Annotated in this window: 16 protein-coding genes; 7 read left to right on the top strand and 9 right to left on the bottom strand. The window is 65.5% G+C overall.

Features of this window, described 5'->3' with window-relative positions; genetic code table 11:
- Positions 1–33: 33 nt before the first annotated feature.
- Together IVB24_RS38375 and IVB24_RS38370 are read left to right on the top strand one after the other, a co-directional pair.
- A complete protein-coding gene (locus IVB24_RS38375; protein WP_247771642.1) occupies positions 34–2,628 on the top strand; it encodes a CHAT domain-containing tetratricopeptide repeat protein in 2,595 nt (864 codons plus the stop codon).
- Between the two features lie 285 nt (positions 2,629–2,913).
- Positions 2,914–4,530: a phosphoenolpyruvate carboxykinase gene (locus tag IVB24_RS38370; protein WP_247771641.1), complete on the top strand. Its 1,617-nt coding sequence runs from the start codon at positions 2,914–2,916 to the stop codon at positions 4,528–4,530.
- Positions 4,531–4,622: 92 nt separating this feature from the next.
- On the opposite strand, the gene IVB24_RS38365 is transcribed toward IVB24_RS38370, so the two are convergent.
- The 3 genes from IVB24_RS38365 to IVB24_RS38355 form a co-directional block, all read right to left on the bottom strand.
- Complete coding sequence (locus tag IVB24_RS38365) at positions 4,623–5,438, bottom strand: thioesterase family protein (RefSeq protein ID WP_247771640.1); 816 nt, start codon at positions 5,436–5,438, stop codon at positions 4,623–4,625.
- A 95-nt stretch (positions 5,439–5,533) separates the two neighbouring features.
- Positions 5,534–8,050 (bottom strand): glycogen/starch/alpha-glucan phosphorylase, encoded by a 2,517-nt coding sequence (locus IVB24_RS38360; protein WP_247771639.1) that lies wholly within the window; start codon positions 8,048–8,050, stop codon positions 5,534–5,536.
- Between the two features lie 223 nt (positions 8,051–8,273).
- The gene (locus IVB24_RS38355; RefSeq protein ID WP_162307341.1) at positions 8,274–9,137 is read right to left on the bottom strand and encodes a LysR family transcriptional regulator; all 864 of its coding nucleotides are present in this window, start codon (positions 9,135–9,137) and stop codon (positions 8,274–8,276) included.
- 95 nt (positions 9,138–9,232) lie between these two features.
- On the opposite strand from IVB24_RS38355, the gene IVB24_RS38350 reads away from it, so the two are divergent.
- Positions 9,233–10,141: a DMT family transporter gene (locus IVB24_RS38350; RefSeq protein WP_247771638.1), complete on the top strand. Its 909-nt coding sequence runs from the start codon at positions 9,233–9,235 to the stop codon at positions 10,139–10,141.
- A gap of 118 nt (positions 10,142–10,259) precedes the next feature.
- On the opposite strand, the gene IVB24_RS38345 is transcribed toward IVB24_RS38350, so the two are convergent.
- The 6 genes from IVB24_RS38345 to IVB24_RS38320 form a co-directional block, all read right to left on the bottom strand.
- Positions 10,260–11,030, bottom strand: a complete 771-nt coding sequence (locus IVB24_RS38345) for a TIGR02186 family protein (protein ID WP_094973524.1) — start codon at positions 11,028–11,030, stop codon at positions 10,260–10,262.
- Positions 11,027–11,944 carry a sulfite exporter TauE/SafE family protein gene (locus IVB24_RS38340; protein ID WP_106949426.1) on the bottom strand — a complete coding sequence of 306 codons (918 nt, stop codon included), beginning with the start codon at positions 11,942–11,944 and terminating at the stop codon, positions 11,027–11,029. Before IVB24_RS38340 ends, IVB24_RS38345 begins: the two co-directional genes overlap by 4 nt.
- A 339-nt stretch (positions 11,945–12,283) precedes the next feature.
- Positions 12,284–15,760 (bottom strand): tetratricopeptide repeat protein, encoded by a 3,477-nt coding sequence (locus tag IVB24_RS38335; protein ID WP_247771637.1) that lies wholly within the window; start codon positions 15,758–15,760, stop codon positions 12,284–12,286.
- A gap of 243 nt (positions 15,761–16,003) precedes the next feature.
- Positions 16,004–16,507, bottom strand: coding sequence for an RES domain-containing protein (locus IVB24_RS38330; protein WP_247771636.1), 504 nt, complete (start codon positions 16,505–16,507; stop codon positions 16,004–16,006).
- Positions 16,504–16,977, bottom strand: coding sequence for an antitoxin Xre/MbcA/ParS toxin-binding domain-containing protein (locus IVB24_RS38325; protein WP_094973354.1), 474 nt, complete (start codon positions 16,975–16,977; stop codon positions 16,504–16,506). The genes IVB24_RS38330 and IVB24_RS38325 overlap by 4 nt, the downstream gene beginning before the upstream one ends.
- An 87-nt stretch (positions 16,978–17,064) precedes the next feature.
- Complete coding sequence (locus IVB24_RS38320; RefSeq protein WP_094973523.1) at positions 17,065–17,655, bottom strand: PadR family transcriptional regulator; 591 nt, start codon at positions 17,653–17,655, stop codon at positions 17,065–17,067.
- A 197-nt stretch (positions 17,656–17,852) separates the two neighbouring features.
- On the opposite strand from IVB24_RS38320, the gene IVB24_RS38315 reads away from it, so the two are divergent.
- From IVB24_RS38315 to IVB24_RS38300, 4 genes are all read left to right on the top strand, one after another.
- Positions 17,853–18,236: a nuclear transport factor 2 family protein gene (locus tag IVB24_RS38315; protein WP_140482366.1), complete on the top strand. Its 384-nt coding sequence runs from the start codon at positions 17,853–17,855 to the stop codon at positions 18,234–18,236.
- 103 nt (positions 18,237–18,339) lie between these two features.
- A complete protein-coding gene (locus tag IVB24_RS38310) occupies positions 18,340–20,130 on the top strand; it encodes an acyl-CoA dehydrogenase C-terminal domain-containing protein (protein WP_247771635.1) in 1,791 nt (596 codons plus the stop codon).
- Positions 20,131–20,185: 55 nt separating this feature from the next.
- Positions 20,186–21,394, top strand: a complete 1,209-nt coding sequence (locus tag IVB24_RS38305; RefSeq protein ID WP_247771634.1) for an acetyl-CoA C-acetyltransferase — start codon at positions 20,186–20,188, stop codon at positions 21,392–21,394.
- 157 nt (positions 21,395–21,551) lie between these two features.
- Positions 21,552–23,765, top strand: coding sequence for an FAD-dependent oxidoreductase (locus IVB24_RS38300; RefSeq protein WP_247771633.1), 2,214 nt, complete (start codon positions 21,552–21,554; stop codon positions 23,763–23,765).
- Positions 23,766–23,804 lie beyond the last annotated feature (39 nt).

Raw genomic sequence — 23,804 nt, 5'->3', positions numbered from 1 at the left:
GACGGTAGACCTTAAGGCTTGCAGCGAGGGGTCATGACGCGTCGTCGTTTGGCATTGGCTGCGGGTCTGGCCCTCGCGATCACCACTTTGCTGACCACGCCGGCTCTCGCCCAGAAGGGCGATCTCGCCGCGCAAGGCGCGCGGGTCAACGCGCTCAACCAGGCCGGCAAATATGCGGAAGCGCTGCCGCTGGCGCAGGCCATGGTGGCGAGCCTGGAGAAGGGCAGCGACGGCCGTGAACTCTCCGCGGCGCTCAACAATCTCGGCCAGGTCCATGCCGGCCAGGGCCGCGACGATCTGGCTGAGCCGATCTACAGACGGGCCATCGCGCTGATGGAGAAGTCGCTCGGCCTCGACACCGTCCTGATCGCGCCGGAGCTGAACAATCTCGCCGCGCTGTATCAGCGGCAGAGCCGCTTCTCCGAAGCCGAACCGCTGTTCAGGCGCGCGCTGGCCATTCGCGAAAAGGCGCTGTCGCGCGAGCATCCGGATGTCGGCCAGGCGCTCAACAATCTCGCCACGCTTTACGTGAAGCAGGAGCATTTTGCCGAGGCCGAGCCGCTGTTTCAGCGTGCGCTCGCGATCTACCAGAAGGCCGCCGGGCCCGAGCATCCCGCGGTTGCCACCGTTCTCAACAACATCGGCCAGGTCGATCGCGACCTCAACCGCGATGCGGATGCCGAGGCGCCGATCAAGCGCTCGCTCGCGATCCGCGAAAAGGTGCTGGGGGCGGATCATCCCGACGTGGCGCGCTCGCTCAACAATCTCGCCGGGCTCTACGAGCACCAGCAGCGCTATGCCGAGGCCGAGCCGCTCTATCGCCGCGCCCTGTCGATCCGTGAACGCGCGCTCGGACCCGACCACCCTGATGTGGCGACCTCGACGAACAATCTCGCATATTTCCTTCAGGTGTCGGGCCGCACCGCCGAGGCCTTGCCGTTCGCGCAGAAGACGCTTGCCACCAACCGCGCGCAGCTGCGCACCATGCTGCCGATTCTGTTCGCCGCGCGGCAGCAAACGCTGCTGGCGAACGACAAGGCGCTCGACGACGCGCTCGGTGCGATCCAGCGCGGCACGCAGTCGTCCGCCGCCTCTGCCGTGAACAAGCTTGCGGTGCGATTGGCAGCCGGCAGCGACCGGCTCGCCGAGCTGGTGCGCCGGGATCAGGATCTCGCGGCCGAGGCCGAGGCGCTCGATAAGGCGATCATCACCGCGGTGTCGAAGCCGTCGGCGCAGCGCGACGTCGCGGCCGAACAGCGCAGCCGCGCGCGGATTGCAACGATTGTGAACGAGCGCGCGGGCCTGCAGAAGACGCTCGCGCTGGAGTTTCTCGACTACGCCTCGCTCTCCAATCCGCTGCCGCTGGCGGTGAAGGACATCCAGCCGCTGTTGTCGGCCGACGAGGCGATGGTGATCTATTCCGTCGTCGACAAGCAGAGCTACGTCATCGCGATCACGCGCGACGGCGCCGACTGGAAGGAGATTCCGCTCGGCGCCGACGCGATGGCGCGGAAGGTGTCGGCGTTCCGCAGGGGGCTGGATGTCGGCAAGGCGCGCGATGCCTCCGGCAAATCGGGGCTGTTCGATCTCGCGCTCGCCAACGAGCTCTACGTCGCGCTGCTTGGCCCGGTCGAGGCCTTGACGAAGGACAAGCGCAATCTGCTCGTGGTGCCGTCGGCGGCGCTGACCGCCCTGCCGTTTCATCTGCTGGTGACGGAGAAGCCGCAGGCTGCGATCCCGGACCGGCTCGAAGGTTATCGCGACGCCGCCTGGCTGCTCCGGCGTCAGGCCGTCTCGGTGCTGCCCTCGGTGATCAGCCTGAAATCCCTGCGCGCCTTCGCCCGCAGGGATCATGGCGTGAAGCCGATGACCGGCTTCGGCGATCCCGTCTTCAACCCCGCGGCCGAGGGACCCGCCGACCGTCGCGCCGCTGGCGGCAAGGTCGCGGCGCGCAGCATTGCGACGATTGCCTATACCGATTTCTGGCGCGGCGCCGGGGTCGATCGCGCGCGGCTTGCGCAGGCGCTGCCGCAACTGCCTGACACCGCCGACGAGCTGAATGCGGTGGCAAGAGACGTCGGTGCTGCCGATGCCGACATCCATCTCGGACGCGACGCCAGCGAAACGACGCTGAAGCGTGCAGCGCTTGCTCAATACGGCATCATCTACTTTGCCACCCATGGCCTCGTTGCCGGCGACGTCAAGGGACTGGGCGAACCCTCGCTTGCGCTGTCGATTCCCGATCGGCCGTCGGAGCTCGACGACGGTCTTCTGACCGCAAGCGAGGTGGCCCAGCTCAAGCTCAACGCCGATTGGGTGGTGCTGTCGGCCTGCAACACCATCGCCGGCGACAAGCCCGGCGCCGAAGCGCTGTCGGGATTGGCGCGCTCGTTCTTCTACGCAGGAGCCCGCGCGCTGCTGGTCTCGCATTGGGCCGTGGATTCGGAAGCCGCCACCCGCCTCACCACAACGACTTTCGAGTTGCTCAAGAACGAACCGAAAATCGGTCGTGCCGAAGCCTTGCGCCGCGCGATGTTAACGTTTGTCGACGACACCTCGTCACCGCGCAACGCCTATCCCGCGATGTGGGGGCCGTTCGCGCTGATTGGCGAAGGCGAGGTACGATAAGCCGGCAGCCGGAATTGTGCGTCGCAAAAACCCTGATCAACGCCGAATTTCGTGTTTGGTTGCGCGATCATCCGTGATTTTCTGGTGCAGGTGCTCAAAGCTGACATGCGCGACGTTTGGCGCGGTCCTTGAATAAACCAAATCCTGCGGGATCGGCTTGGCAACACCAGCGTTCATCAGTATTAGGTCGTCCAACCGAGGCCGGTTGGCCTATAAATCACGGTGACCGCGATGGTGCCGAAGTTTTGGTCGCGCTGAATGTCGCGGGTTCTAGGAGGATTTTTCGTGCAAGAGACGGGCGTGCGCAACGGTGCCTTCGGCGCCGACAAATTCGGCTTAAAGAATCTCAAGCAGGTTCACTGGAACCTCGGTGCGCCGCAACTCTATCAATACTCGCTCGCTGCGGGTGAGACGGTGCTGTCCGCTGACGGCGCGCTCTGCGCCGACACCGGCGAGTTCACCGGGCGCAGCCCGAAGGACAAGTTCACGGTGCGCGACGCCTCCACCGACAAGAAGATGTGGTGGGCCGGCAACCAGTCCATCACCGCAGAGCAGTTCGAGACGCTCTATCAGGACTTCCTCAAGCACGCCGAAGGCAAGAAGCTGTTCGCGCAGGATCTCTACGGCGGCGCCGACCCGGCCTACCGGATCAAGACGCGCGTCTTCACCGAACTCGCCTGGCACTCGCTGTTCATCCGCACGCTCCTGATCCGCCCCGAGGCGATCGAGCTGTCGACCTTCGTCCCGGAGCTCACCATCATCGACATGCCGAGCTTCCGCGCCGATCCGAAGCGCCACGGCTGCAAGTCGGAGAACGTCGTCGCGATCGACTTCGCCCGCAAGATCGTCCTGATCGGTGGTTCCTATTACGCCGGCGAAATGAAGAAGTCGGTCTTCACCACGCTCAACTATTATCTGCCCGAGCGCGGCGTGATGCCGATGCATTGCTCGGCCAATGTCGGCGCCAAGGGCGACGCGGCGATCTTCTTCGGCCTCTCCGGCACCGGCAAGACCACGCTGTCGGCCGATCCCAACCGCACGCTGATCGGCGACGACGAGCACGGCTGGGGCCCGAACGGCGTCTTCAACTTCGAAGGCGGCTGCTACGCCAAGTGCATCAAGCTGTCGAAGGAAGCTGAGCCCGAGATCTACGCAGCGTCGACGCGCTTCGGCGCGGTGCTCGAGAATTGCGTGCTCGACGAGGACACCCGCGTGGTGGATTTCGACGACGGCTCCAAGACCGAGAACACGCGTTCGGCCTATCCGCTTGACTTCATCCCGAACGCCTCGCGCACCGGCCGCGCGCCGCAGCCGAAGAACGTGGTGATGCTCGCCGCCGATGCCTTCGGCGTGCTGCCGCCGATCGCGAAGCTGTCGCCGGCGCAGGCGATGTATCACTTCCTGTCCGGCTACACCGCCAAGGTCGCCGGCACCGAGCGCGGCTTGGGCAACGAGCCGCAGCCGGAATTCTCGACCTGCTTCGGTTCGCCCTTCCTGCCGCTCGACCCGTCCGTTTACGGCAACATGCTGCGCGACCTCATTGCCCAGCACAATGTTGATTGCTGGCTGGTCAACACCGGCTGGACCGGCGGCAAGTACGGCGTCGGCAGCCGCATGCCGATCAAGGTGACGCGCGCGCTGCTCACCGCCGCGCTCGACGGCTCGCTTCGCAACGTCGAATTCCGCACCGACAAATATTTCGGCTTCGCGGTCCCGACCGCGCTGCCCGGCGTGCCGTCTGAGATCCTCAACCCGGTCAACACCTGGAAGGACAAGGACGAGTTCGACAAGACCGCCCGGGCGCTGGTCGGCATGTTCCAGAAGAATTTCGCCAAGTTCGAGGCCCAGGTCGACGCCGAAGTGCGCGCTGCCGCCCCGGAGGTGAAGCTCGCGGCGGAGTAATCTTCGCCTGGTTTGAATTGCAAAAGGGCGGCCGCGAGGCCGCCCTTTTTGTTGGTGTTGCTTGTGGGCATGGACGCAAGCCACACGAAATCTCACGCCTTGAAATACGCGATCTGTGTCGTGGTCGCGAGCAGCCGGCCGTTCGGCGACCACAGCTCGGCGTTCTGGTCGGCGTAGCTCTTGTGCATGATCTTGGAATCCGCCGTCGCCAGCACGCGCGTGATGTCCTCAGCCGCGAGCTCTTTGCTGTCGGTGTGGAAATAGGTCGTCAGCGACACCGTGCCGAACGGCACCAGTTCGCGCCGCGCGTGGAAGATGCGGCCGAAGAAGGCGTCGGACATCGACATTAGCGACGGCATGTCGAGCTTGCGTGGTTCGCGATCGCTGATCCAGATTTTCGAATAGGTGCTGGCGAGTTCGGCCTGCGGCGGGCCGATCCGCATCTCGCCCTCGACGAAGCGGAATTCGTACTGGTTGGCCCAGGACGCCTTGATGTTCGGAAACGGCAGCGTCTCCTCAAACGGTTTGGCATCCGGATATTGCGCCACCCGGTGCTCCCAGGACGGCCGGCGCTCGGCGAACACCGCGGTGGCGAGCGTTGCGACCTCGCCGCCGCCCTGGCTGAGCTCGACGCTCCAGTGCTGGCTGGAGCGGTTGGCCTTCACCAGCCGCACGTCGAGATCGAACGGCCCTTTGGCGATCGGCGCGCAATAATTGACGGTGAGCGCGAGTGGGTCGCCGGCGGCTTGCGGATGCTCGATCAGCGCGCGCAAGATGGTCGCGGCGGTGACGCCGCCGAACGGGCCGACAAAGGCCCAGTAATCGTCGCTGGTGTGCCCCTGCCAGCTGGAGTCGCCGGCGGTGACGCGGGTGGCGTCGTCGAAGGGGTGAGGAAGCTTGGCGTGCATTGTCTGATCCGGCTTTCAATGACGGACGTCATATCACGTCCGACCCCGGTGCGTGCAATTACCTCGGGCGTAGCCGCTTCCACGCCGCGGAAAGATCAGCCTGCGGCGTCGCGCAGGTTGGGCAGCAGCGGCGTGGTCGGATTCACCGGCACGTTCCATATCTCCTCGGCATATTCGCGGATGGTGCGGTCGGAGGAGAACCAGGCCATGCGCGCGACGTTGAGGATGGAGGCACGCGTCCAGGCCGGCGCCACCTGCCAGCGCGCATCGACGCTGCGCTGCGCCTCGTAATAGGAATCGAAATCGGCGCTGACCATGTAATGGTCGAGATAGCGCAGCGCATGCGCGATCGACTCGAAACGTCCGGGATCGTCGGGCGAGAACTCGCCGGCGCCGATCGCGTTGATGGCGCGCTGCAGTTTCGGCGAATTGCGGATCAGGTCGGAGGCGTCGAGCCCCTGCTTGCGCCGGATCATCACGTCGCCGGCTTCCAAGCCGAAGATCGCGATGTTCTCCGCGCCGACATGGTCGCGGATCTCGATATTGGCGCCGTCGAGCGTGCCGATGGTGAGGGCGCCGTTCAGTGACAGCTTCATGTTGCCGGTGCCGGACGCCTCCATGCCGGCGGTCGAGATCTGCTCGGACAGGTCGGCCGCGGGAATGATCACTTCGGCGAGGCTGACATTGTAGTCCGGCAGGAATACGACCTTGAGCTTGCCGCCGATCGCGGGATCGTTGTTGACGACCTCCGCGACGTCGTTGATCAGCTTGATGATCAGCTTGGCATAGCGATAGCTCGCCGCCGCCTTGCCCGCGAAGATCTTCACCCGCGGCACCCAATTGCCGTTTGGATCGTCCTTGATCGCCTGGTACAGCGCGACGGTCTCGATGATGTTGAGAAGCTGGCGCTTGTATTCGTGGATGCGCTTGATCTGCACGTCGAACAGCGCGGTCGGGTCGACCTTGATGCCGAGCCGCTCGCCGATCAGGCGCGCCAGCGCGGTCTTGTTGTGAAGCTTGACGCTGCGGAACCTCTTCTGGAAATCGACGTCGCTGGCGCGCGCCTCGATCAGGCTGAGCTGGGTGGGATCGTCGAGCACGGCCTCGCCGCAGGTCTCGCGCAACAGATCGGTCAGCTTCGGGTTCGCCAGCATCAGCCAGCGGCGGAAGGTGATGCCGTTGGTCTTGTTGGTGATGCGGCCGGGATAGAGATGGTTGAGGTCGTGGAACACGGTCTCGCGCATCAGGTCCGAATGCATCGCCGAGACGCCGTTGATGCGGTGCGAGCCGACGAAGGCGAGCTGGCCCATGCGCACGCGACGCCCGCTCTTCTCGTCGATCAGCGAGACCGAGGCGCGGAAGTCGATATCGCCGGGGGCGCGCGCTTCGGCGAGCGCGAGATGCTGCACGTTGATGCGGTAGATGATCTCCAGGTGCCGCGGCAGCAGCCGCTCGAACAGCTCGACCGGCCAGGTCTCCAGCGCCTCGGGCAGCAGCGTGTGGTTGGTGTAGGAGAGCGTGGCGACCGTGACCTTCCAGGCCTCGTCCCAGCGGAAATTGTGCAAATCGACGAGGATGCGCATCAGCTCGGTGACGGCAAGGCTCGGATGGGTGTCGTTGAGCTGCACTGCGACCTTGCTCGACAGGCTGCGCAGCTGGCCGTCGGAGGCAAGGTGCCGCTTGATCAGATCCTGCAGCGAGGCCGAGACGAAGAAATATTCCTGGCGCAGGCGCAGCTCGCGGCCCGCCGGGCTCTCGTCATTCGGATAGAGGAATTTGCAGATCGCTTCCGCGCGCGACTGCTCGGCGGTGGCGCTGACATAGTCGCCCTTGTTGAAGGCATCGAGCTTCAACGGATCGGGCGAACGCGCCGACCACAGGCGGAGCGCGTTGACGTGCTGGCCGCGCCAGCCGACGATCGGCGTGTCATAGGCGATCGCCTGCACCGTCTCGGCTGGATGCCAGATCGCGCGGTCGCGGCCCTTTTCGTCGACATGCTCGACGCCGCCGCCGAAATTGATGTCGTAGATCACCTCGGGCCGCTGCAATTCCCAGGGATTGCCGAAGCTCAGCCATTCGTCCGGATATTCCTGCTGCCAGCCCTGATTGATGATCTGACGGAACAGGCCGTAATCATAGCGGATGCCATAGCCGATCGCTGGGATCGACAGCGTCGCCATGCTTTCCATGAAGCAGGCGGCAAGCCGCCCAAGGCCGCCATTGCCGAGCGCCGCATCCGGCTCGCATTTGCGCAGCTCCGGCAGCGAGACGCCGAGATCGCCGAGCGCGACCTCGAAGATCTTGAGCAGCCCCATGTTGTTGAGCGCGTCGGTGAAGAGACGGCCGATCAGGAATTCGAGCGAGAGATAATAGACGCGCTTGCGGCCCGCGTCGTAGCTGTGCTTCTCGGCCGTGAGCCAGCGATGCACGACACGGTCGCGCAGCGCCAGTGCCGCGGCCTGGTACCAGTCGTGCTTGGTCGCCATGCCCGCATCCTTGCCGATGGCAAGGCGCAGCTTCGCCAGGATCGTGCCCTTGATCTCGGCCAGCGCGAGTTCATCGATCGGCTGGCCGGGGGCGGGAAAACTGGGCTGGAACGATTGATCTTGCAAAGCCGTCACTTCCTGGTCGAACACACCACTAAACTTTACGCGTCTTGCCCCTGCACCGGAACTGTCGCCGATGCGGCCTTGCACTGCGCTGGCGTAAATTTATGCAAGGAACGGGCCGATTTGGGAACCCGGGCGAGCACGGAGAAACCTGGATTCGGCGCTAGGTTGCCGATTAATTCAGCCATCAGTGTGGAGGAATGGTCTGTGAAACTGCTGAGCGGCTTCACGCTGCCTTGGCCTGCACCGCATCGCAAAATTCGGCGAGACGATCCGCAAGCCGCAACGTTGCCGGGCTCGCATCCGGCGAGGCCATCAGCGCGACCTCGGTCTTGTTGATCGGCGCAAAACCGTCCTTCGCGGTCAGCACGCGGTGGTCGGACTGGATCGACATCTCCGACAGGATGCTCAGCCCCATGCCGGCGGCGACGGCGGCCTGGATGCCTGACAGGCTCGACGAGGAATAGGCCATGTGCCAGGCGCGGCCGACGCTTTCCAGCGCGTGGATGGCGCCGGCCCGGTAGAGGCAGCCGGCCGGGAAGCCGATCAGCGGCACGGACGCGGCGTGGACGTCGACCGGATGGCTCTTGCTGGTGACCCAGTGGACCCGCTCCGGCCACACCGCGATCGCGCCCTTCTCGCCGGCCGCACGCTTGAACAGCGCAAGGTCGAGCTCGCCGCGTTCGAGATCGCGCGCCAGATGCTTGCTCTGGTCGGCGCGCACGTCGAGCCGCAGGCCCGGATGCGAGCGCGAGAACGCGCCCAGTAATTTGGTCAGCCGGTACGCCGCGAAATCCTCGGGGATGCCGAGCCGGATCGCGCCTTCGCCATCCGGCTGGCGCAGCACGTCGCGCGCCTCCTCGGCCAGCGAGAGCAGACGCCGCGCATAGGAGAGCAGCCGCTCGCCGGCCTCGGTCGGGCGCACATTCTTGCCGTCGCGATGCAGCAGCACCTGGCCGATATCGTCCTCCAGCCGCTTGATCTGCTGGCTGACGGTCGACTGCGTGCGGTGGACGCGCTCGCCGGCGCGGGTGAAGCCGCCGGCCTCGACCACCGAGACGAAGCTGCGCAGCAGCTCAAGATCGAGCATGGCGGCCTCCATTCGAAAATCAACTGATGATGAGTTAATCATTTAATTTCCAAATGGCAAGCGGTGTCCCTAGATCGAGGCTCAGGAGAATGCCCATGTCGCTCGCCCCCTCGATTTCAGTTCCCCACAGCCGCTTCAGCACGTTGCCGCTCGCTATCGGCCTGTTCTGCCTGCTCTGGAGCTACGCCTTCGTCGCCGGCAAGATCGGCGTCACCCATTGCCCGCCGCTGATCCTGCTCGCGGCGCGCTTCTCGCTCGCCGGCATCTTGATCCTGGGCGCCACGCTGATCCGCGGCGGCTGGTCGTTGTCGTGGCGCGATGCGGCGATCTTCGCGGTGCTTGGGATTGCCAACAACGCGCTCTATCTCGGCCTCGGCTACACCGGCCTGCAATCGGTCTCGGCCGGCCTCGGCGGCCTGATCGTCTCGGCCAATCCGGTCTTCACCGCAGCGCTCGCCGCGCTGCTGCTCGGCGAGGGCATGACCTGGCGCAAGGCGAGCGGCCTGCTGCTCGGCGTCATCGGCGTGACGCTGATCGTCTGGCATCGCCTGTCGGTCGGCACGGATTCCCTGCACGGCATCGTCTTCACGCTGGCCTCGCTGGCCTCGCTCGTCGCCGGCACCATCCTGTTCAAGCTGCTGGCGCCGAGAGGCTCCCTGTGGATCGGCAATGGCGTGCAGAACTTGGCTGCCGGCATCGTCCTGACGCCGGTCGCGTTCACCTTTGCCGACATCCACGCAATCGACGTCACGCCGGGCCTGATCGGTGCCTTCGCGTTCCTCGTGCTCGGCGGCTCGATCCTCGCCTACTGGCTTTGGTTCCATCTCCTGAAAGTGTGCGGCGCGACCGCCGCCAGCGCTTATCATTTCCTGATGCCGCCGCTCGGCATGCTGTTCGCGTACTTGGTCCTTGGTGAGCACGTCGAGGCCCGTGACCTCCTCGGCATCATCCCGGTTGCGCTCGGCATCTACCTGGTGACGCGGCCGGCGAAGGCGGTGGCGTAAGTTTTCTGTTCGTCATGGCCGGGCTTGACCCGGCCATCCACGTCTTCGTTGCCGCGCGCAAGAACGTGGATGCCCGGGACAAGCCCGGGCATGACGGTGGGGAGGCAGTACGCGTCTCTCAATCCTTCCGGAAAACGATCGACGCCATCCATCCCGTCATCAGCGCCATCGCGGCGGTGACGAGGCCGTAGATCAGCCCGTTCTGCCTGGCGGTGGTGGCGACGAACTGCTCGAAGCCGACCTTGACGATCTCGAACGCGGTCTCGGTCTTGCCGATGAACGCGCCGTTCGCAAACAGTCTGATCTCGACTTCGTAGGTGCCGATCGGCACCTCCGCCGGCAGCGGGATGCCGGTGCGGAACAGGGTCGGCGTCAGGAACGTGACCGCACTCGGATCCTCGCGATAGAGCCCGCGCTGGGTGCGCAGGCGGATGAAGGCCGAGCGGAATGCGTCGTTCGGCACCACGTCGGCAAAGTCGCCGCTGACCCGCTGCGTCAGCAGCACGTTGTTCAGCCCGATCTGCTGGCGCCGCGCGATCTCGGGCGAGGTGATCGCGTCGAAGGAGCGGTTGGCGAACAGCGCCAGATAGCTCGGCACCTGCAGGAATTGGCGATAATCGGTGTTGATCCAGATGCCGAATGTGCGTTCCTTCCGCCGCGTCACCATGTCGGCGCGCGGGCCCATCACGGTGACGACGAGATCGTAGGCCGTGCGATCGGCGGGCGTCGTGCTGTCCTTCTCGACCGAGCCGAACAGCACCAGCTCCTCGCCGGAATAGTTCGGGGTCACCGTGACGCGGTGGTTGGAAACCGACACGATCAGCCGCTCGGCCCGCGCCACCGAGCCGAGCATGAGGATGAGAAGCGCTGCGAAGAGCGTGCGCATCAGCTGCTGCCCCCTACCTCGCGGATGGTGAAGAGGTCCGCGGGCTGGATCACCAGCTCGACCGCGAAGCGGATTCCGACCGAGAGGATCAGAAGGCCGAGCAGCAGCCGCAGCTGTTCGCCGCGGATCTTCTGCCCGGCGCGGACGCCGAACTGCGCGCCGGTGACGCCGCCGACCATCAGGATCAGCGCCAGCACGGCGTCGACGAGGTGATTGGTCACCGCATGCAGCATGGTCGCGAACAGCATCGTGACCAGCGTCAGCACCATCGAGGTCCCGATCACGGTCGAGGTCGGCACTCGCAAGAGATAGATCATGATCGGCACCAGAATGAAGCCGCCGCCGATGCCCATGATGGCGCCGATGAAGCCGATCATGATGCCGACGACCACCACGGGGATGACCGACAGATAGATCTTCGAGCGCTTGAACCGCATCTTCAGCGGCAGGCCGTGGATCCAGTTGTGCGTGCGGCGCGGCGGCAGCGCGCCGCGCCGGGTTCGCATCAGGGCGCGCAGGCCTTCCGAGAACATCAGGCTGCCGACCGTGGTGAGCAGCACCACGTAGGAGAGTGCGATCATCAGGTCGAGCTGGCCGAGCGCGCGCAGCTGCGTGAAGGTCCACACCCCGAGCGCCGTGCCGGTGACGCCGCCGCAGAGCAACACGCCCGCCAGCGCCGGATCGATCGCGCGCCGCCGCCAATAAGACAGCGCGCCGGAAAACGAGGAAGCCGCGATATGGCTCGCGACCGAGGCGACCGCCACCGCCGGCGTGATGCCGATGAAGATCAGAAGCGGCGTCATCAGGAAGCCGCCGCCGATCCCGAACATGCCCGAGACGAAGCCGACCGCGGCGCCCATCGCCAGCACCAGGAAGACATTGACGGGAAGATCGGCGATCGGAAGATAGAGCTGCATCGAAGGACCACGCTCCGGCGAGACTGATCAACTGGCGCAAAATGCCCGCCGGACGGTCGGGACGTTTGCCGCGCCTCTCAATAGCGGAATTTGGAGCGGGGAGGGACCCGGAATTTCGGGCGTGGTGAATGCGTTAAGCGGAGAGGAAAAGGAGACTCGATCTTTGCGACACCGGCGGTGCGCTCCCTCCCCGCCTGCGGGGAGGGCTGGGGAAAGGGTATCTCAGCATTGGGACACCCAAGAGGAGAGAACCCCCACCCGCCGCGCTTCGCGCGTCGACCTCCCCCGCAAGCGGGAGAGGTGCACCGGGCGCGCGGCTCTGTTCGTTCGATCTAAAACCTAATGCGCCGCCGAGGCCGAGCGCTTGGCCGCGACCGCCTTCGGTGCCGGTTTTGCGCTTGCCTGCGGTGCGCTGTCCCAGCCGCCGGCGGGCGCCGTGACGTTGACGGCATCGTCGGGCTGCGGCTCGGCGATGAAGGTCTGGATCGCGAGCTTGGCGGCCGCGAGCGATTGCGGGTCGAGGCGCTTGGCGACGTCGTCGCGCTTGCCGGATGCGTCAGTGTCTCCCTGCGCGGCGGCGAGGCTGAACCATTTGTAGGATTCGGCGAGATTCTGTTCGACGCCGATGCCGCGGGCATAGAGGATGCCGAGGTTGAACTGGCTGTCGGCGACGCCGCGATCGGCGGCCTTGCGGAACCACTGCGCCGCGCTCTTGTAGTTGGCGCCGCGTCCACCGCCGTCGGCGTCGAGTACCGCGAGATTGTGCATCGCCTTGGCGTTGCCGCGCTCGGCAGCCTGGGTGTAGTAGCGGCGGGCGATGTCGGCGTCCTTCTTCACGCCGAGGCCCTTCTCGTAGAGCGTGCCGAGGCGGAAGGTCGCGGGGATCACGCCGGCCTGCGCCGCGCGGTCATACCATTTCGCAGCTTCGTCGTAATTCGTGGCAACACCCTTGCCTTCGGCAAAGCGCAGGCCGATTTCGTAGGCCGCGGTCGCATCGCCCTTCATCGCGGCGGTGCGCAGCAGCGGGCCGCCGATGCCGTCAGGCAGTTTTTCGCTCGGCGGCACCTGGATCATGCCGAGCTTGGCGCGGCTCGTGCCCGACAGCGCGCCGGTGACGTCGCTGCTCGCGGCAGGCGGCGGCACGGCCGCGGCGGGCGCCGATGGAATCTCAACCGAAGCTGAGCTGGCGGCAGGAGCAGCCGGCGCGGCGTTGTTCTGGGATTGCCGTCCGATCGGCGTCGGCGAGGTCATCGATGGCGTGACCTGCTCGGGCGTGGCGGGCTTGTTCTCGATCACCGGCGGCGGCGGAGCCTGCGGCGCCGGCTCGCTCAACGTATTGTCCATGGCCTGCGGCGTCGGCGGCGGGCTGCCCTCGAGCAGGTTCATCGCCATCTTGAAGGTGCCGAGCACGATGACGACCACGCTCGCGCCGACCAGCAGCGAGCGGATCTTCGAGGTGATGGTCGAGCTGCCGTCCTTGTCCTTGGCGCGATCGGCGCCGGCCTTGGCACCACCCTTGGTACCACCCTTGGCACCGCGCGCCGGCGCTTCCGGCTGTGCGGCGGCGGCTTGAGCGGCGCGGCGGGCGGCCGCGATGAAGCTCGACGACGACACCGGCTCTTTCGCAGCAGCGGGAATGTCGCTGATCGCGCTTTCGGAGGCGGCGATGCGTTCCGACGGCGTGGCAACGCGCCCACCCGGCCGTGTGCCCGGCTCGAGCGGATGATCCGGCGGCAATTCCGGCGCGAGCGCGGCGCGCGCGGGCACCGTGTGCGGCTCCAGGATCTCGCTGATCGCGCGCGGCGGCACCGGTGGTGCCGATGGCACCGGCGGCGGCGCGGCGGGGGCAGCGGCATGGAATTCACGCGGCGCGGCGGAAAAGGCGGCTTGGGCGAATGCGCTTTGGGCCTGTTGCTGCGCGGCGGGGTTCGGCAGCTCGGGCTTGGGATCGTATTTCGGCTGCTGGGCTTGCGGCCGCGGCTCACGCGCCATCGGCGGCGCGGGCTCCATGGGCGCGGCCATCGGCTGCGGCGCAGGGGCCGGCGGCGCGGTGCGCACCGCGCGCAGATCGCCCTCGATCATCGAGAGGCGGTCGACGACATGGCCGAGCGCGCTGTGGACGGCGTCGAGCGAATCCTGGGTGCTGCGGTTGGTCTCGGTCTGGCTGAAGCGGATGTCCGACAGCTCACGCCTGACCAGATCGACCATTCCGGAATCGTCCGGGGCCGCGGAGCTGCGGCTCTCGGCCAGCGCGGAATAGGTCGCCTGCTGTCGCTCGAGGTGCCTGAGGATGTCGTGCAGCCCGTCCTCGACGCGGCTCAAATTGCCGTTGCGCGGATCGGCGGCGGCTTCGATCCGCTCCAGCAGATACGAGACGCGCTGTTCGAGATGGGCAAAGGTCGAGGCCGAATCGTTGCCGACCTGCATGCGGTCGAAACGGTCCGACAGCGCGCGGATGGCGGATTCCAGGTGCTCGGTGCTCTCGGTGGCTTGCGGCCGCTCGCGCGTTTCCAGCGCCGCGGTGAGCGCCGCAATGCGCTGCTCCAGCACCGCAAAGCTGTCGCCCTGGCCGGAGGCGCGGGTGACCTGGTCGACCTTGGACGACAGCAGCTGCACGTCTTCGGACAGGCGTGCCAGCGCTTCGTTGGAGGCGACGTTGGAGACGATGCCCCGCAGCGCTGCGATCGCGCTTTCGAGCTGATGCACCGTCGAGGGATCGTCATTGGCGCGCAGGATCAGGTCGAGCTTGGCGCCGAGATTGCGGATCGCCTCGTCGTAACCGGTGAGCTGCTCGGCCGGCGTCAGCGTGCGCAGCACCTGCTTGATGTCGGACAGCGCGTGCTCGATGCCCGACAGCACCTGGCCGTCGGTGCCGTTGGAACGCGTCTCGTCGATCCGCCGGTGCAGCGAGCGGATCTCGTTCTCGATCGACTCGATCGCGCGCCGCGGCATCGCCTCGGTGATGGCATTGCGGATCTCGGCAAGCTCGCTGCGGAATGCATTGATCGCCTGCTCGGTATTGTCGGGACGTTGCAACGACTCGATCTGGCTCGTGATCTTGAGCAGATGGCGCTCGAGTGCAGAAAAATCCGGCCCCGGCTGCGGTGGCGGCGGAGCATAGGCAGGCGCGGGCGGCGCCATCGGAGGTGCGAAAGGAGCAGCCCAGGGAGTTGCATTGGGCGCAATCGAGGGCGCGGCACGCGGCGGCATTTGCCGCGGCGTGAAGCCGTCGAGCTCGCTCTGTCGCGCGGTGATCTCGGCGACGGCGACGTCGAACGAAGCGGGGCTCAGGGGCGGGGCGTTGCGATAGACCTGCGCTGCCGCACGCTCGACCGCATCGGCCTGGCGCTGGCGCGTGTCGGCCGGCGCGGGGCGCGGAGCCGGAGGTTGCTGCGGTTGAGGCTGCTGCGGCCTCGAGATTTGCGACAGCCGTGCATCGAGCCGCGAGATCGCATCATTGAGCTGGCGCGCAACGCCCTGCTCGCGCGCGACGTCTGGCCGCGAAGGGTCCTGCCGCGACGAATCTTGTCGTGAAGTATCCCTGCGCTGCGCGGGCTTGGAGATCCGTTCGATCTGCTGGGTGATCGCGTCGAGCCGCTGGTGGATGTCGGCGACTTCGCGGCTCTCCTGGCTCGGAGCGGGCGGAGCTTGCGGACGCTGGTCGTAAGGTTCGCGAAAGTTCGGGGGAGCAGTCTCGCCGAGGGTGGAGTTCAGCCAATCGTTGAGTGACATGCCGGCACGACGCGCAGCAGCTTCGGCCCGCTCCCTGACGGATGGATCGATGCCGTCAACACTCCACGATACGCGCGAATTCATGACTCTGTCCGGTTCCGACTCCGGCGCCCCACCCGGCGCCTCCAGTCTCCCCACGCGTGCCGGTTGCAAGACAATCGGATTTGGCGCGGGTCGTCTGCCTCGAAAACCGACTTTTGTCCGTTACGGTAAATAACGGGTTAAGGAACGCGTCGCCGGTGTCTTAAAGTTGGGCGGGGGAACCACCGGACAGGTGCGCTATCTCCTCCGCGCCGACACCTTGCCCCCTCATTGCCGACAGCGCACCTAGCGCCCCGGCGGATGCAAGCGGGTGTCCAGGGCAAACGGCTCCTGCGATCTCATGCTGTAGGAGCCGGCAGCGTTGGACGCGATGAAGATCAGGTTCCAGCTCGCCGTCGAAACCACGCTCGGAATCACAACGAACCTGTGTGTCGCCAGCACGTCATCCCCGAATGCCTGCTGACCGGCACTCGGTATCCCCGGCCTTAGCCAATTGGGATTTGGAACGGTGCTGGGCTCGACCACGAAGACACCGGCCGGATCGATGGTTGCCGCCGTGATCACGTGAGGCACTATGTCCAGAGCCCGAAATCCCTTGTGGACGGCGACCTCCAGAATCGCTGTTGCAGGATCGATCGAGCAATATACCGCACGAACGCCTCTGCTGTTCCAGCGACCGCCGACGAGAAAGGCGCCTTCGCCACTGTCCCAGGTCGCTGAGAATTTGGATTGATCAAGACGCCAGGCCACCAGCTCGGAGCCCCCGAGCGCGGCGGGAAGCGGTGTCACGCGTAAACGCCGTATTCGAGCCGTGCCAAAAAGTCTTCGACCAGTTCAACGCCGGCTGGCGTCGCCAGCAGGTCGATCGGTTTGCGTTGATCGAGGCCTATGGCCGGACGCTCCAGCCACTGCTCGGCCTCCTCCTTTGATCCGAAAATCGAAGTCGCCTTCGCCAATATCTCTGCAAGCTTCCATGCGCGGCCGCTCTGCTCGGGGCTGAGCTGCCGAATGTCTTCGGCCGTATGGCGCTGGTAAGTTCGATGGCTCATTCCGATCGCTCGCGCGAACGAATCGTCCCAGCGGAGAAACGCGAAATTTGCGACCAGATACACCAGCGCCTTGGACGGAAGACCATTCAAGAGAAGTTCGTGAGCCTCCAGCGGGCTCCGGGGCATCTTTCGAAAGGTGGAGGTCCCTCCAAGAAGTCGGGCGACCGCTGCCAACCTGGCAACGTCGGGGGATTGAGCAAGTTCGTTCATAAGCAATCTCGCCACTTGTCGTTTATAAGATGACAGGTGGCGCCCAGACTTTCAAGGGCACGGGCAGATGGCCGCCGCGGGCCGAACTCAGCCCTTCCCCTCGCGCTTGCCGTCTTCCAGCGGCACCACCGTGGCCTTGCCGCTCATCGCCGACAGCGCATCGAGCGTCTCTTCGCAGAAGTCGGCCACCATCTGCTCATGCCGGGCGCCCAAGCGGAGCAGGAGCAGGTTTCCGAGATCAAGCCGGCCCTCCGCCGTTCCCTCCGGGAAGCGCTTCTTCAGGATGCGCTCGTAATTGGCGTGGCGGTCGCGGTGGTGTTCCAGGCGGGCCATCAAATCGGTGCGCAGCGGCTCGATGTCGATGCTGTCGAGCGCATGGAGGCGGACCAGGAGGTCGTCCTTGGTCGAGGCCGGCGTGCTTGGCCGCGCGGCCCAGTGCCGCAGCGCTGTTCTGCCCTCCGGAGTAAGCGTATAAACGAGCTTGTTGGGCTTGCCGGTTTGCACGACCTCGCGTCCCTGGATGTGGCCGCGGTCGCGTAGCTTGGAGAGTTCCCGGTAGATCTGCTGGTGGTCGGCCTTCCAGAAGAAGCCGATCGAGGAGTCGAATGTCTTGGCGAGTTCGTAGCCCGTCATCGGGCGTTCCGTCAGGCATGCGAGGATTGCGTCGCCCAGTGCCATGACCGGCCCTCCTTCTTCGACCTCGACCAACTCGCTTGACTTTATGCGCATTGGCGCATATGCGTCAATGCGCATATGGAGTATGCGGGGCGGCCTCAAAATCCGGCCTGTGAAAGCTCAACGAAATCAATCAGCTCGCTACTGTGCATGGGGTTGTTTTCGCATTTTTTATAAGGCCTTGAGGGAGGCACCCGAGAATGACCGGTCTCGACTCCTGGTACGGCTACATGAAGTCTCATGATCGCGCCGCGCTCTGGGACCTCCTGCATCCCGACGCCGTCTTCGAAAGTCCCGTCGTGCATTCGCCGCAGCGCGGGCGCGACATCACCTTCAAATACCTCTCCAGCGCCGAGAAGGTGCTCGGCGGTCCCGGATTCACCTATGTCGGTGAGTGGACCAGCGAGCGCGGCGCCGTGCTCGAATTCAAGACCATGATCGACGGTATCGAGATCAATGGCGTCGACATCATCAGCTTCGATGCCGAGGGACACATCACGCATTTCAAGGTGATGGTGCGTCCGCTCAAGGCGATCAACATGCTGCACCGTCTGATGGCGGAGCAGCTGGCCGCCCAATCATGACCCTGCCCCGAGGTTGTAGAACCCGCTAAGCTCGCGGATGAAGCTGCGCCGCAGGGATCGTTCAGAGAATTCCACCACTTCAAGCCCATGCCGGGAGACCGCAATGCCGATCTACAAAGCCCCCGTCGAAGACGTGAATTTCCTGCTCAACGACGTCTTCCAGATCGACCGCTACGACAATCTGGCCGGCTTCTCCGACGCGTCGAGCGACGTGCGCGAAGCCATTCTGGGCGAAGCTGCCAAGCTCGCCGAAGAGGTGCTGCAGCCGCTCAATCGCGTGGGCGATCTCGAAGGCTGCAAGCGCGCCGATGACGGCAGCGTCACCACGCCGAAGGGTTTCAAGGAAGCGTTCAAGCAGGTCGCGGAGGGCGGCTGGCTCGGTCTGTCGGCGCCGACCGAGTTCGGTGGCCAGGGCCTGCCGGTGACGCTCTCGCAGGCGGTCAACGAATTCCAGATCTCCGCCAACATGGCGTTCTCGATGTATGGCGGTCTCACCATGGGCGCGACCGCGGCGCTGATCGTTCATGGCACGCCCGAGCAGAAGCAGACCTACGTGCCGAAGATGGTCGCCGGCGAATGGACCGGCACCATGAACCTGACCGAGCCGCATTGCGGCACCGATCTCGGCATGCTCCGCACCAAGGCGGTGCGGCAGGCCGACGGCAGCTTCAAGATCACGGGCACCAAGATCTTCATCTCCGCCGGCGAGCATGACCTCGCCCCCAATATCATCCACCTCGTGCTCGCGCGCATCGAGGGCGCACCCGCCGGCATCAAGGGCGTGTCGCTGTTCGTGGTGCCCAAGTTCCTTGTGAATCCGGATGGCACAGTCGGTGCCCGCAACGGCGTCGTCTGCGGCTCGATCGAGCACAAGATGGGCATCCACGGCAATTCGACCTGCGTGATGAACTACGACGGCGCCACCGGCTGGCTGATCGGCGAAGAGAACAAGGGCATGCAGGGCATGTTCGTGATGATGAACGAGGCGAGGCTCGGCGTCGCCGTGCAGGGTCTCGCGCAGTCCGAGGTCGCCTATCAGAACGCGGTCGCCTATGCCCGCGAGCGCATCCAGGGCCGCTCGCTCACCGGCGTGAAGGCGCCGGACAAGCAGGCCGACCCGATCATCGTGCACCCCGACGTGCGCCGCACGCTGCTCTCGATCCGCGCCTTCAACGAAGCCGCGCGCGCCTTCGTGATGTGGACCGCGCTGAAGAGCGACGTCGCCCATCGCTCCGAGGACCCGAAGGACCGCCAGGCCGCCGACGATCACATGGGCCTGATGACCCCGGTGCTGAAGGGCTTCCTCACCGATTACGGCTTCGCCAACGCGGTGCAGGCGCAGCAGATGTATGGCGGCCACGGCTACATCGCCGAGCACGGCATGGAGCAATTCGTGCGCGATGCGCGCATCGCCATGATCTATGAAGGCGCCAACGGCATCCAGGCGCTCGACCTCGTCGGCCGCAAGCTGCCGCGCGACGGCGGCCGCGCCATCATGGCCTTCTTCGGCGAAGTCATGGCCTTCGCCAAGGAGAACGGCGGCGACGAGGCACTGAAGCCGTTCATCACCCCGCTCTCGACCTCGCTCGGCCATCTCCAGCAGGCGACCACCTGGCTGATGCAGAACGCGATGGCGAAGCCCGACAATGCCGGCGCTGCCGCAACCGATTACCTGCATCTCTTCGGCTTCGTCGCGCTCGGCTACATGTGGGCCAAGATGGCCAAGGTGACGAATGCCAAGATTGCCGAGAGCGGGGCGACGCCCTATCTCTCCACCAAGCTCGTCACCGGCCGTTTCTTCATGGAGCGGATGCTGCCGGAGACCGCCGCCAATCTCGCGCGCATCCAGGCCGGCTGCGCCACCATCATGGAATTGCCGGCCGAAGCGTTCTGAGCCTGCTTCCGCTGCCTGCTCCCAATCGTATCGAACATCATATCAGGAGGGCGTCATGCCTGAGGCATTCATCTACGACCACGTTCGCACCCCCCGTGGCCGCGGCAAGGCGGACGGTTCGCTGCACGAAGTCACCGCGCTCGCGCTCGCGACGGTGCCGCTGAAGGCGCTGAAGGACCGCAACAATCTGCCCGAGGATTCCGTCGACGACGTCATCCTCGGCGTGGTCGATCCGGTCGGTGAAGCCGGCTCCGACATCGCGCGCTTCGCGGCGCTGAAAGCAGGTCTCGGCGAAGCCGTGCCCGGCGTGCAGATCAGCCGCTTCTGCGCCTCCGGCCTCGATGCCGTGAACTTCGCCGCAGCCCAGGTGATGAGCGGCCAGCATGAACTCGTGATCGGCGGCGGCGCCGAGTCCATGAGCCGCGTCGGCATCGGCGCCTCCGGCGGCGCCTGGCCGATGGATCCCTCGATGGCAGTCCCCGCTTACTTCATGCCGCAGGGCGTGTCGGCCGATCTGATCGCCACCAAATACGGTTTCTCGCGCGACGATGTGGATGCCTATGCGGTGCGGAGCCAGCAGCGCGCCGCGAAGTCCTGGGAGGAAGGCCGCTTCGACAAGTCGATCGTCCCGGTGAAGGATATCAACGGACTCACCATCCTCGCCAAGGACGAGCACATGCGTCCCTCGACGACGATGCAGTCGCTGGCGCAGCTGCAGCCCGCGTTCACGATGATGGCGCAGATGGGCGGCTTCGACGGCGTCGCGATCCAGTCGCATCCGGAGATCGAGCGGGTCAACTACGTGCACCATGCCGGCAATTCGTCGGGCATCGTCGACGGCGCCGGCGCCGTGCTGCTCGGCAGCAAGGACGCGGGTGCCAAATTCGGCCTGAAGCCGCGCGCAAAAATCCGCGCGTTCGCCAACATCGGCTCGGAGCCGGCGATGATGCTGACCGGTCCGGTCGACGTCACCGAAAAACTGTTCGCGCGCTCGGGCATGAAGAAGTCGGACATCGACCTGTTCGAGCTCAACGAGGCCTTCGCCTCGGTCGTGCTGCGCTACATCCAGGCCTTCGACATCGACAACGCCAAGATCAACGTCAATGGCGGCGCCATCGCGCTCGGCCATCCGCTCGGCGCGACGGGCGCGATGATCCTCGGCACCGTGCTCGACGAGCTCGAGCGCACCAACAAGTCGACCGCCCTGGTGACGCTGTGCATCGGCGGCGGCATGGGCACGGCCACGATCATCGAGCGGGTGTAACGAGCTGCCGTAGGGTGGGCAAAGCGAAGCGTGCCCACCACTGCCGTCTTTCGCGAATGATGGTGGGCACGGCGCAAGAGCGCCTTTGCCCACCCTACGAGATATCAAGTCAACCGCCGCGCCGAACACTGGCCGCTGGCACCGAGGAGCAACCAACATGTCGTACAAGAATTTCAGGGTTGAGACCGACGCAGACGGCATCGCACTCGTCACCTGGGACATCCCGGGCCGCTCGATGAACGTGCTCGACGAGACCTCGACCAACGAGCTCGACGCGATCGTCAAGCAGACCACGGCGGATGCCGCCGTGAAGGGCGTCGTCATCACCTCCGCGAAGGACGCGTTTTGCGCCGGCGCCGACCTGTCGATGCTCGAGGGCATGAACCAGGCCTACGCCAAAGTCTTCAAGGAGCAGGGCGAGACCGCCGCGAACCAGATGCTGTTCGACCAGAGCCGGCGCTTCTCGCTGGTGCTGCGCTCGATCGAAACCTCAGGCAAGCCGTGGGCGGCCGCGATCAACGGGCTCGCGCTCGGCGGCGGTTTCGAGATCACGCTGTGCTGCCACTATCGCGTCGCCGCGGAGAATCCCAAGACCCGGCTTGGCCTGCCCGAGGTCAAGGTCGGCCTGTTCCCTGGTGCCGGCGGCACGCAGCGGGTGCCGCGCCTGGTGCCGCCGCAGGACGCCATGACGATCCTGCTCAAGGGCGACCCCGTCACTGTCGAGAAGGCCAAGCAGCTCAACCTCATTCACGCCATCGTCCCCGCCGCCGATCTCATCAAGGCCGCAAAGGACTGGATCAAGGGCGGCGGCAAGGCGGTCGCGCCCTGGGACGAGAAGGGCTTCAAGCTGCCCGGCGGTCCGGTGTTCTCCAAGGCCGGCATGATGATGTTCCCCGCCGGCAACGCGATCTATCGCCGCGAGACCTACGACAATTATCCGGCCGCGCGTGCCATCATGAGCTGCGTCTATGAAGGCCTGCAGCTACCGATCGACGCCGCGCTGCGCGTGGAGTCGCGCTACTTCACCTCGGTGCTGCGCTCGAAGGAAGCCGCAGCAATGATCCGCAGCCTGTTCCTGTCGATGCAGGAGCTCAACAAGGGCGCCCGCCGTCCGAAGGACGTGCCCGCCACCAAGGTGAAGAAGATCGCCGTGATCGGCGCCGGCTTCATGGGTGCGAGCGTCGGCTACGTCTCGGCCCGGGCCGGCCTCGACGTCGTCCTGATCGACCGCGACCAGGAGAGCGCCGACAAGGGCAAGGCGCATGCGCAAAAGGTGATCGAGGAGCAGATCAAGAAGGGCCGTGCCAAGCCCGCGGATGCCGAAGCGCTGCTCGCGCGCATCACGCCGACCGCGGACTATGCGGCGCTGAAGGACGTCGACCTCGTCATCGAAGCCGTGTTCGAGGACCGCAAGGTCAAGGCCGACACCTTCGCCAAGGCGCAGGAGCACATGAAGCCGGACGTGATCTTCGCGTCGAACACCTCGACGCTGCCGATCACCTCGCTGGCCGAGGGTTTCAAGGACCAGGGCAAGTTCGTCGGCATCCACTTCTTCTCGCCGGTCGAGAAGATGATGCTGGTCGAGATCATCAAGGGCAAGAACACCGGCGACCTCGCGCTCGCGACCGCGCTGGATTACGTCCGCCAGATCGGCAAGACGCCGATCGTCGTCAACGACTCCAGGGGCTTCTTCGCCAACCGCTGCGTCGGCCGCTACGTCGCCGAGGGCAACGAGATGTTCCTCGAGGGCGTGCCGCCCGCGATGATAGAGAACTGCGCCAAGATGGCCGGCATGCCGGTCGGCCCGCTCTCGCTCTCCGATGAAGTCGCGCTCGATCTCGGCCTCAAGATCATGAAGGCCACCGAAGCCGATCTCGGTCCCAACGCCATCAACCCCGATCAGAAGAAGCTGATGGTGGAGATGGTCGAGAAGCAGGGCCGGCTCGGGCGCAAGAACAGCAAGGGCTTCTACGACTATCCCGAGAAGGGCAAAGGCCAGAAGAGCCTCTGGCCCGGCCTCTCGGCCTTGCAGCCGAAGCAGCTCGACCCTGACACGCTCGATATCGAGGAACTTAAGCAGCGCTTCCTGGTGGTGCAGGCGGTGGAAGCCGCGCGCACCGTCGAGGACCACGTCATCACCGATCCGCGCGAGGCCGATGTTGGCTCCATCCTCGGCTTCGGCTTCGCGCCGTTCACCGGCGGCACGCTGTCCTATATCGACTTCATGGGACCCAAGAAGTTCGTCGAGCTCTGCCACAAGCTGGAAGCGAAGTACGGCTCGCGCTTCACCCCACCGAAACTGCTCGAGGAGATGGCGGCGAAGGGCGAAACCTTCTATGGCCGCTTCGCGCCGAAGAAGGCGGCGGCCTGAGCCTGCTTCGGAATGCTTCACGCATTCGAACAAGAAGGC

This window comes from Bradyrhizobium sp. 192 (assembly GCF_023100965.1).
GTDB lineage: Bacteria > Pseudomonadota > Alphaproteobacteria > Rhizobiales > Xanthobacteraceae > Bradyrhizobium > Bradyrhizobium symbiodeficiens.
This window is presented reverse-complemented; position numbering and strand designations above follow the sequence as displayed.

Bases quoted from the DNA above. Each gene is read 5' to 3' on its own strand.
- IVB24_RS38355 (WP_162307341.1), bottom strand. From the start codon at position 9,137: ATGCTCGATCTTGAGCTGCTGCGCAGCTTCGTCTCGGTGGTCGAGGCC.
- IVB24_RS38305 (WP_247771634.1), top strand. From the start codon at position 20,186: ATGCCTGAGGCATTCATCTACGACCACGTTCGCACCCCCCGTGGCCGC.
- IVB24_RS38365 (WP_247771640.1), bottom strand. From the start codon at position 5,438: ATGCACGCCAAGCTTCCTCACCCCTTCGACGACGCCACCCGCGTCACC.
- IVB24_RS38350 (WP_247771638.1), top strand. From the start codon at position 9,233: ATGTCGCTCGCCCCCTCGATTTCAGTTCCCCACAGCCGCTTCAGCACG.
- IVB24_RS38310 (WP_247771635.1), top strand. From the start codon at position 18,340: ATGCCGATCTACAAAGCCCCCGTCGAAGACGTGAATTTCCTGCTCAAC.
- IVB24_RS38315 (WP_140482366.1), top strand. From the start codon at position 17,853: ATGACCGGTCTCGACTCCTGGTACGGCTACATGAAGTCTCATGATCGC.
- IVB24_RS38340 (WP_106949426.1), bottom strand. From the start codon at position 11,944: ATGCAGCTCTATCTTCCGATCGCCGATCTTCCCGTCAATGTCTTCCTG.
- IVB24_RS38335 (WP_247771637.1), bottom strand. From the start codon at position 15,760: ATGAATTCGCGCGTATCGTGGAGTGTTGACGGCATCGATCCATCCGTC.
- IVB24_RS38300 (WP_247771633.1), top strand. From the start codon at position 21,552: ATGTCGTACAAGAATTTCAGGGTTGAGACCGACGCAGACGGCATCGCA.
- IVB24_RS38320 (WP_094973523.1), bottom strand. From the start codon at position 17,655: ATGGCACTGGGCGACGCAATCCTCGCATGCCTGACGGAACGCCCGATG.
- IVB24_RS38325 (WP_094973354.1), bottom strand. From the start codon at position 16,977: ATGAACGAACTTGCTCAATCCCCCGACGTTGCCAGGTTGGCAGCGGTC.
- IVB24_RS38375 (WP_247771642.1), top strand. From the start codon at position 34: ATGACGCGTCGTCGTTTGGCATTGGCTGCGGGTCTGGCCCTCGCGATC.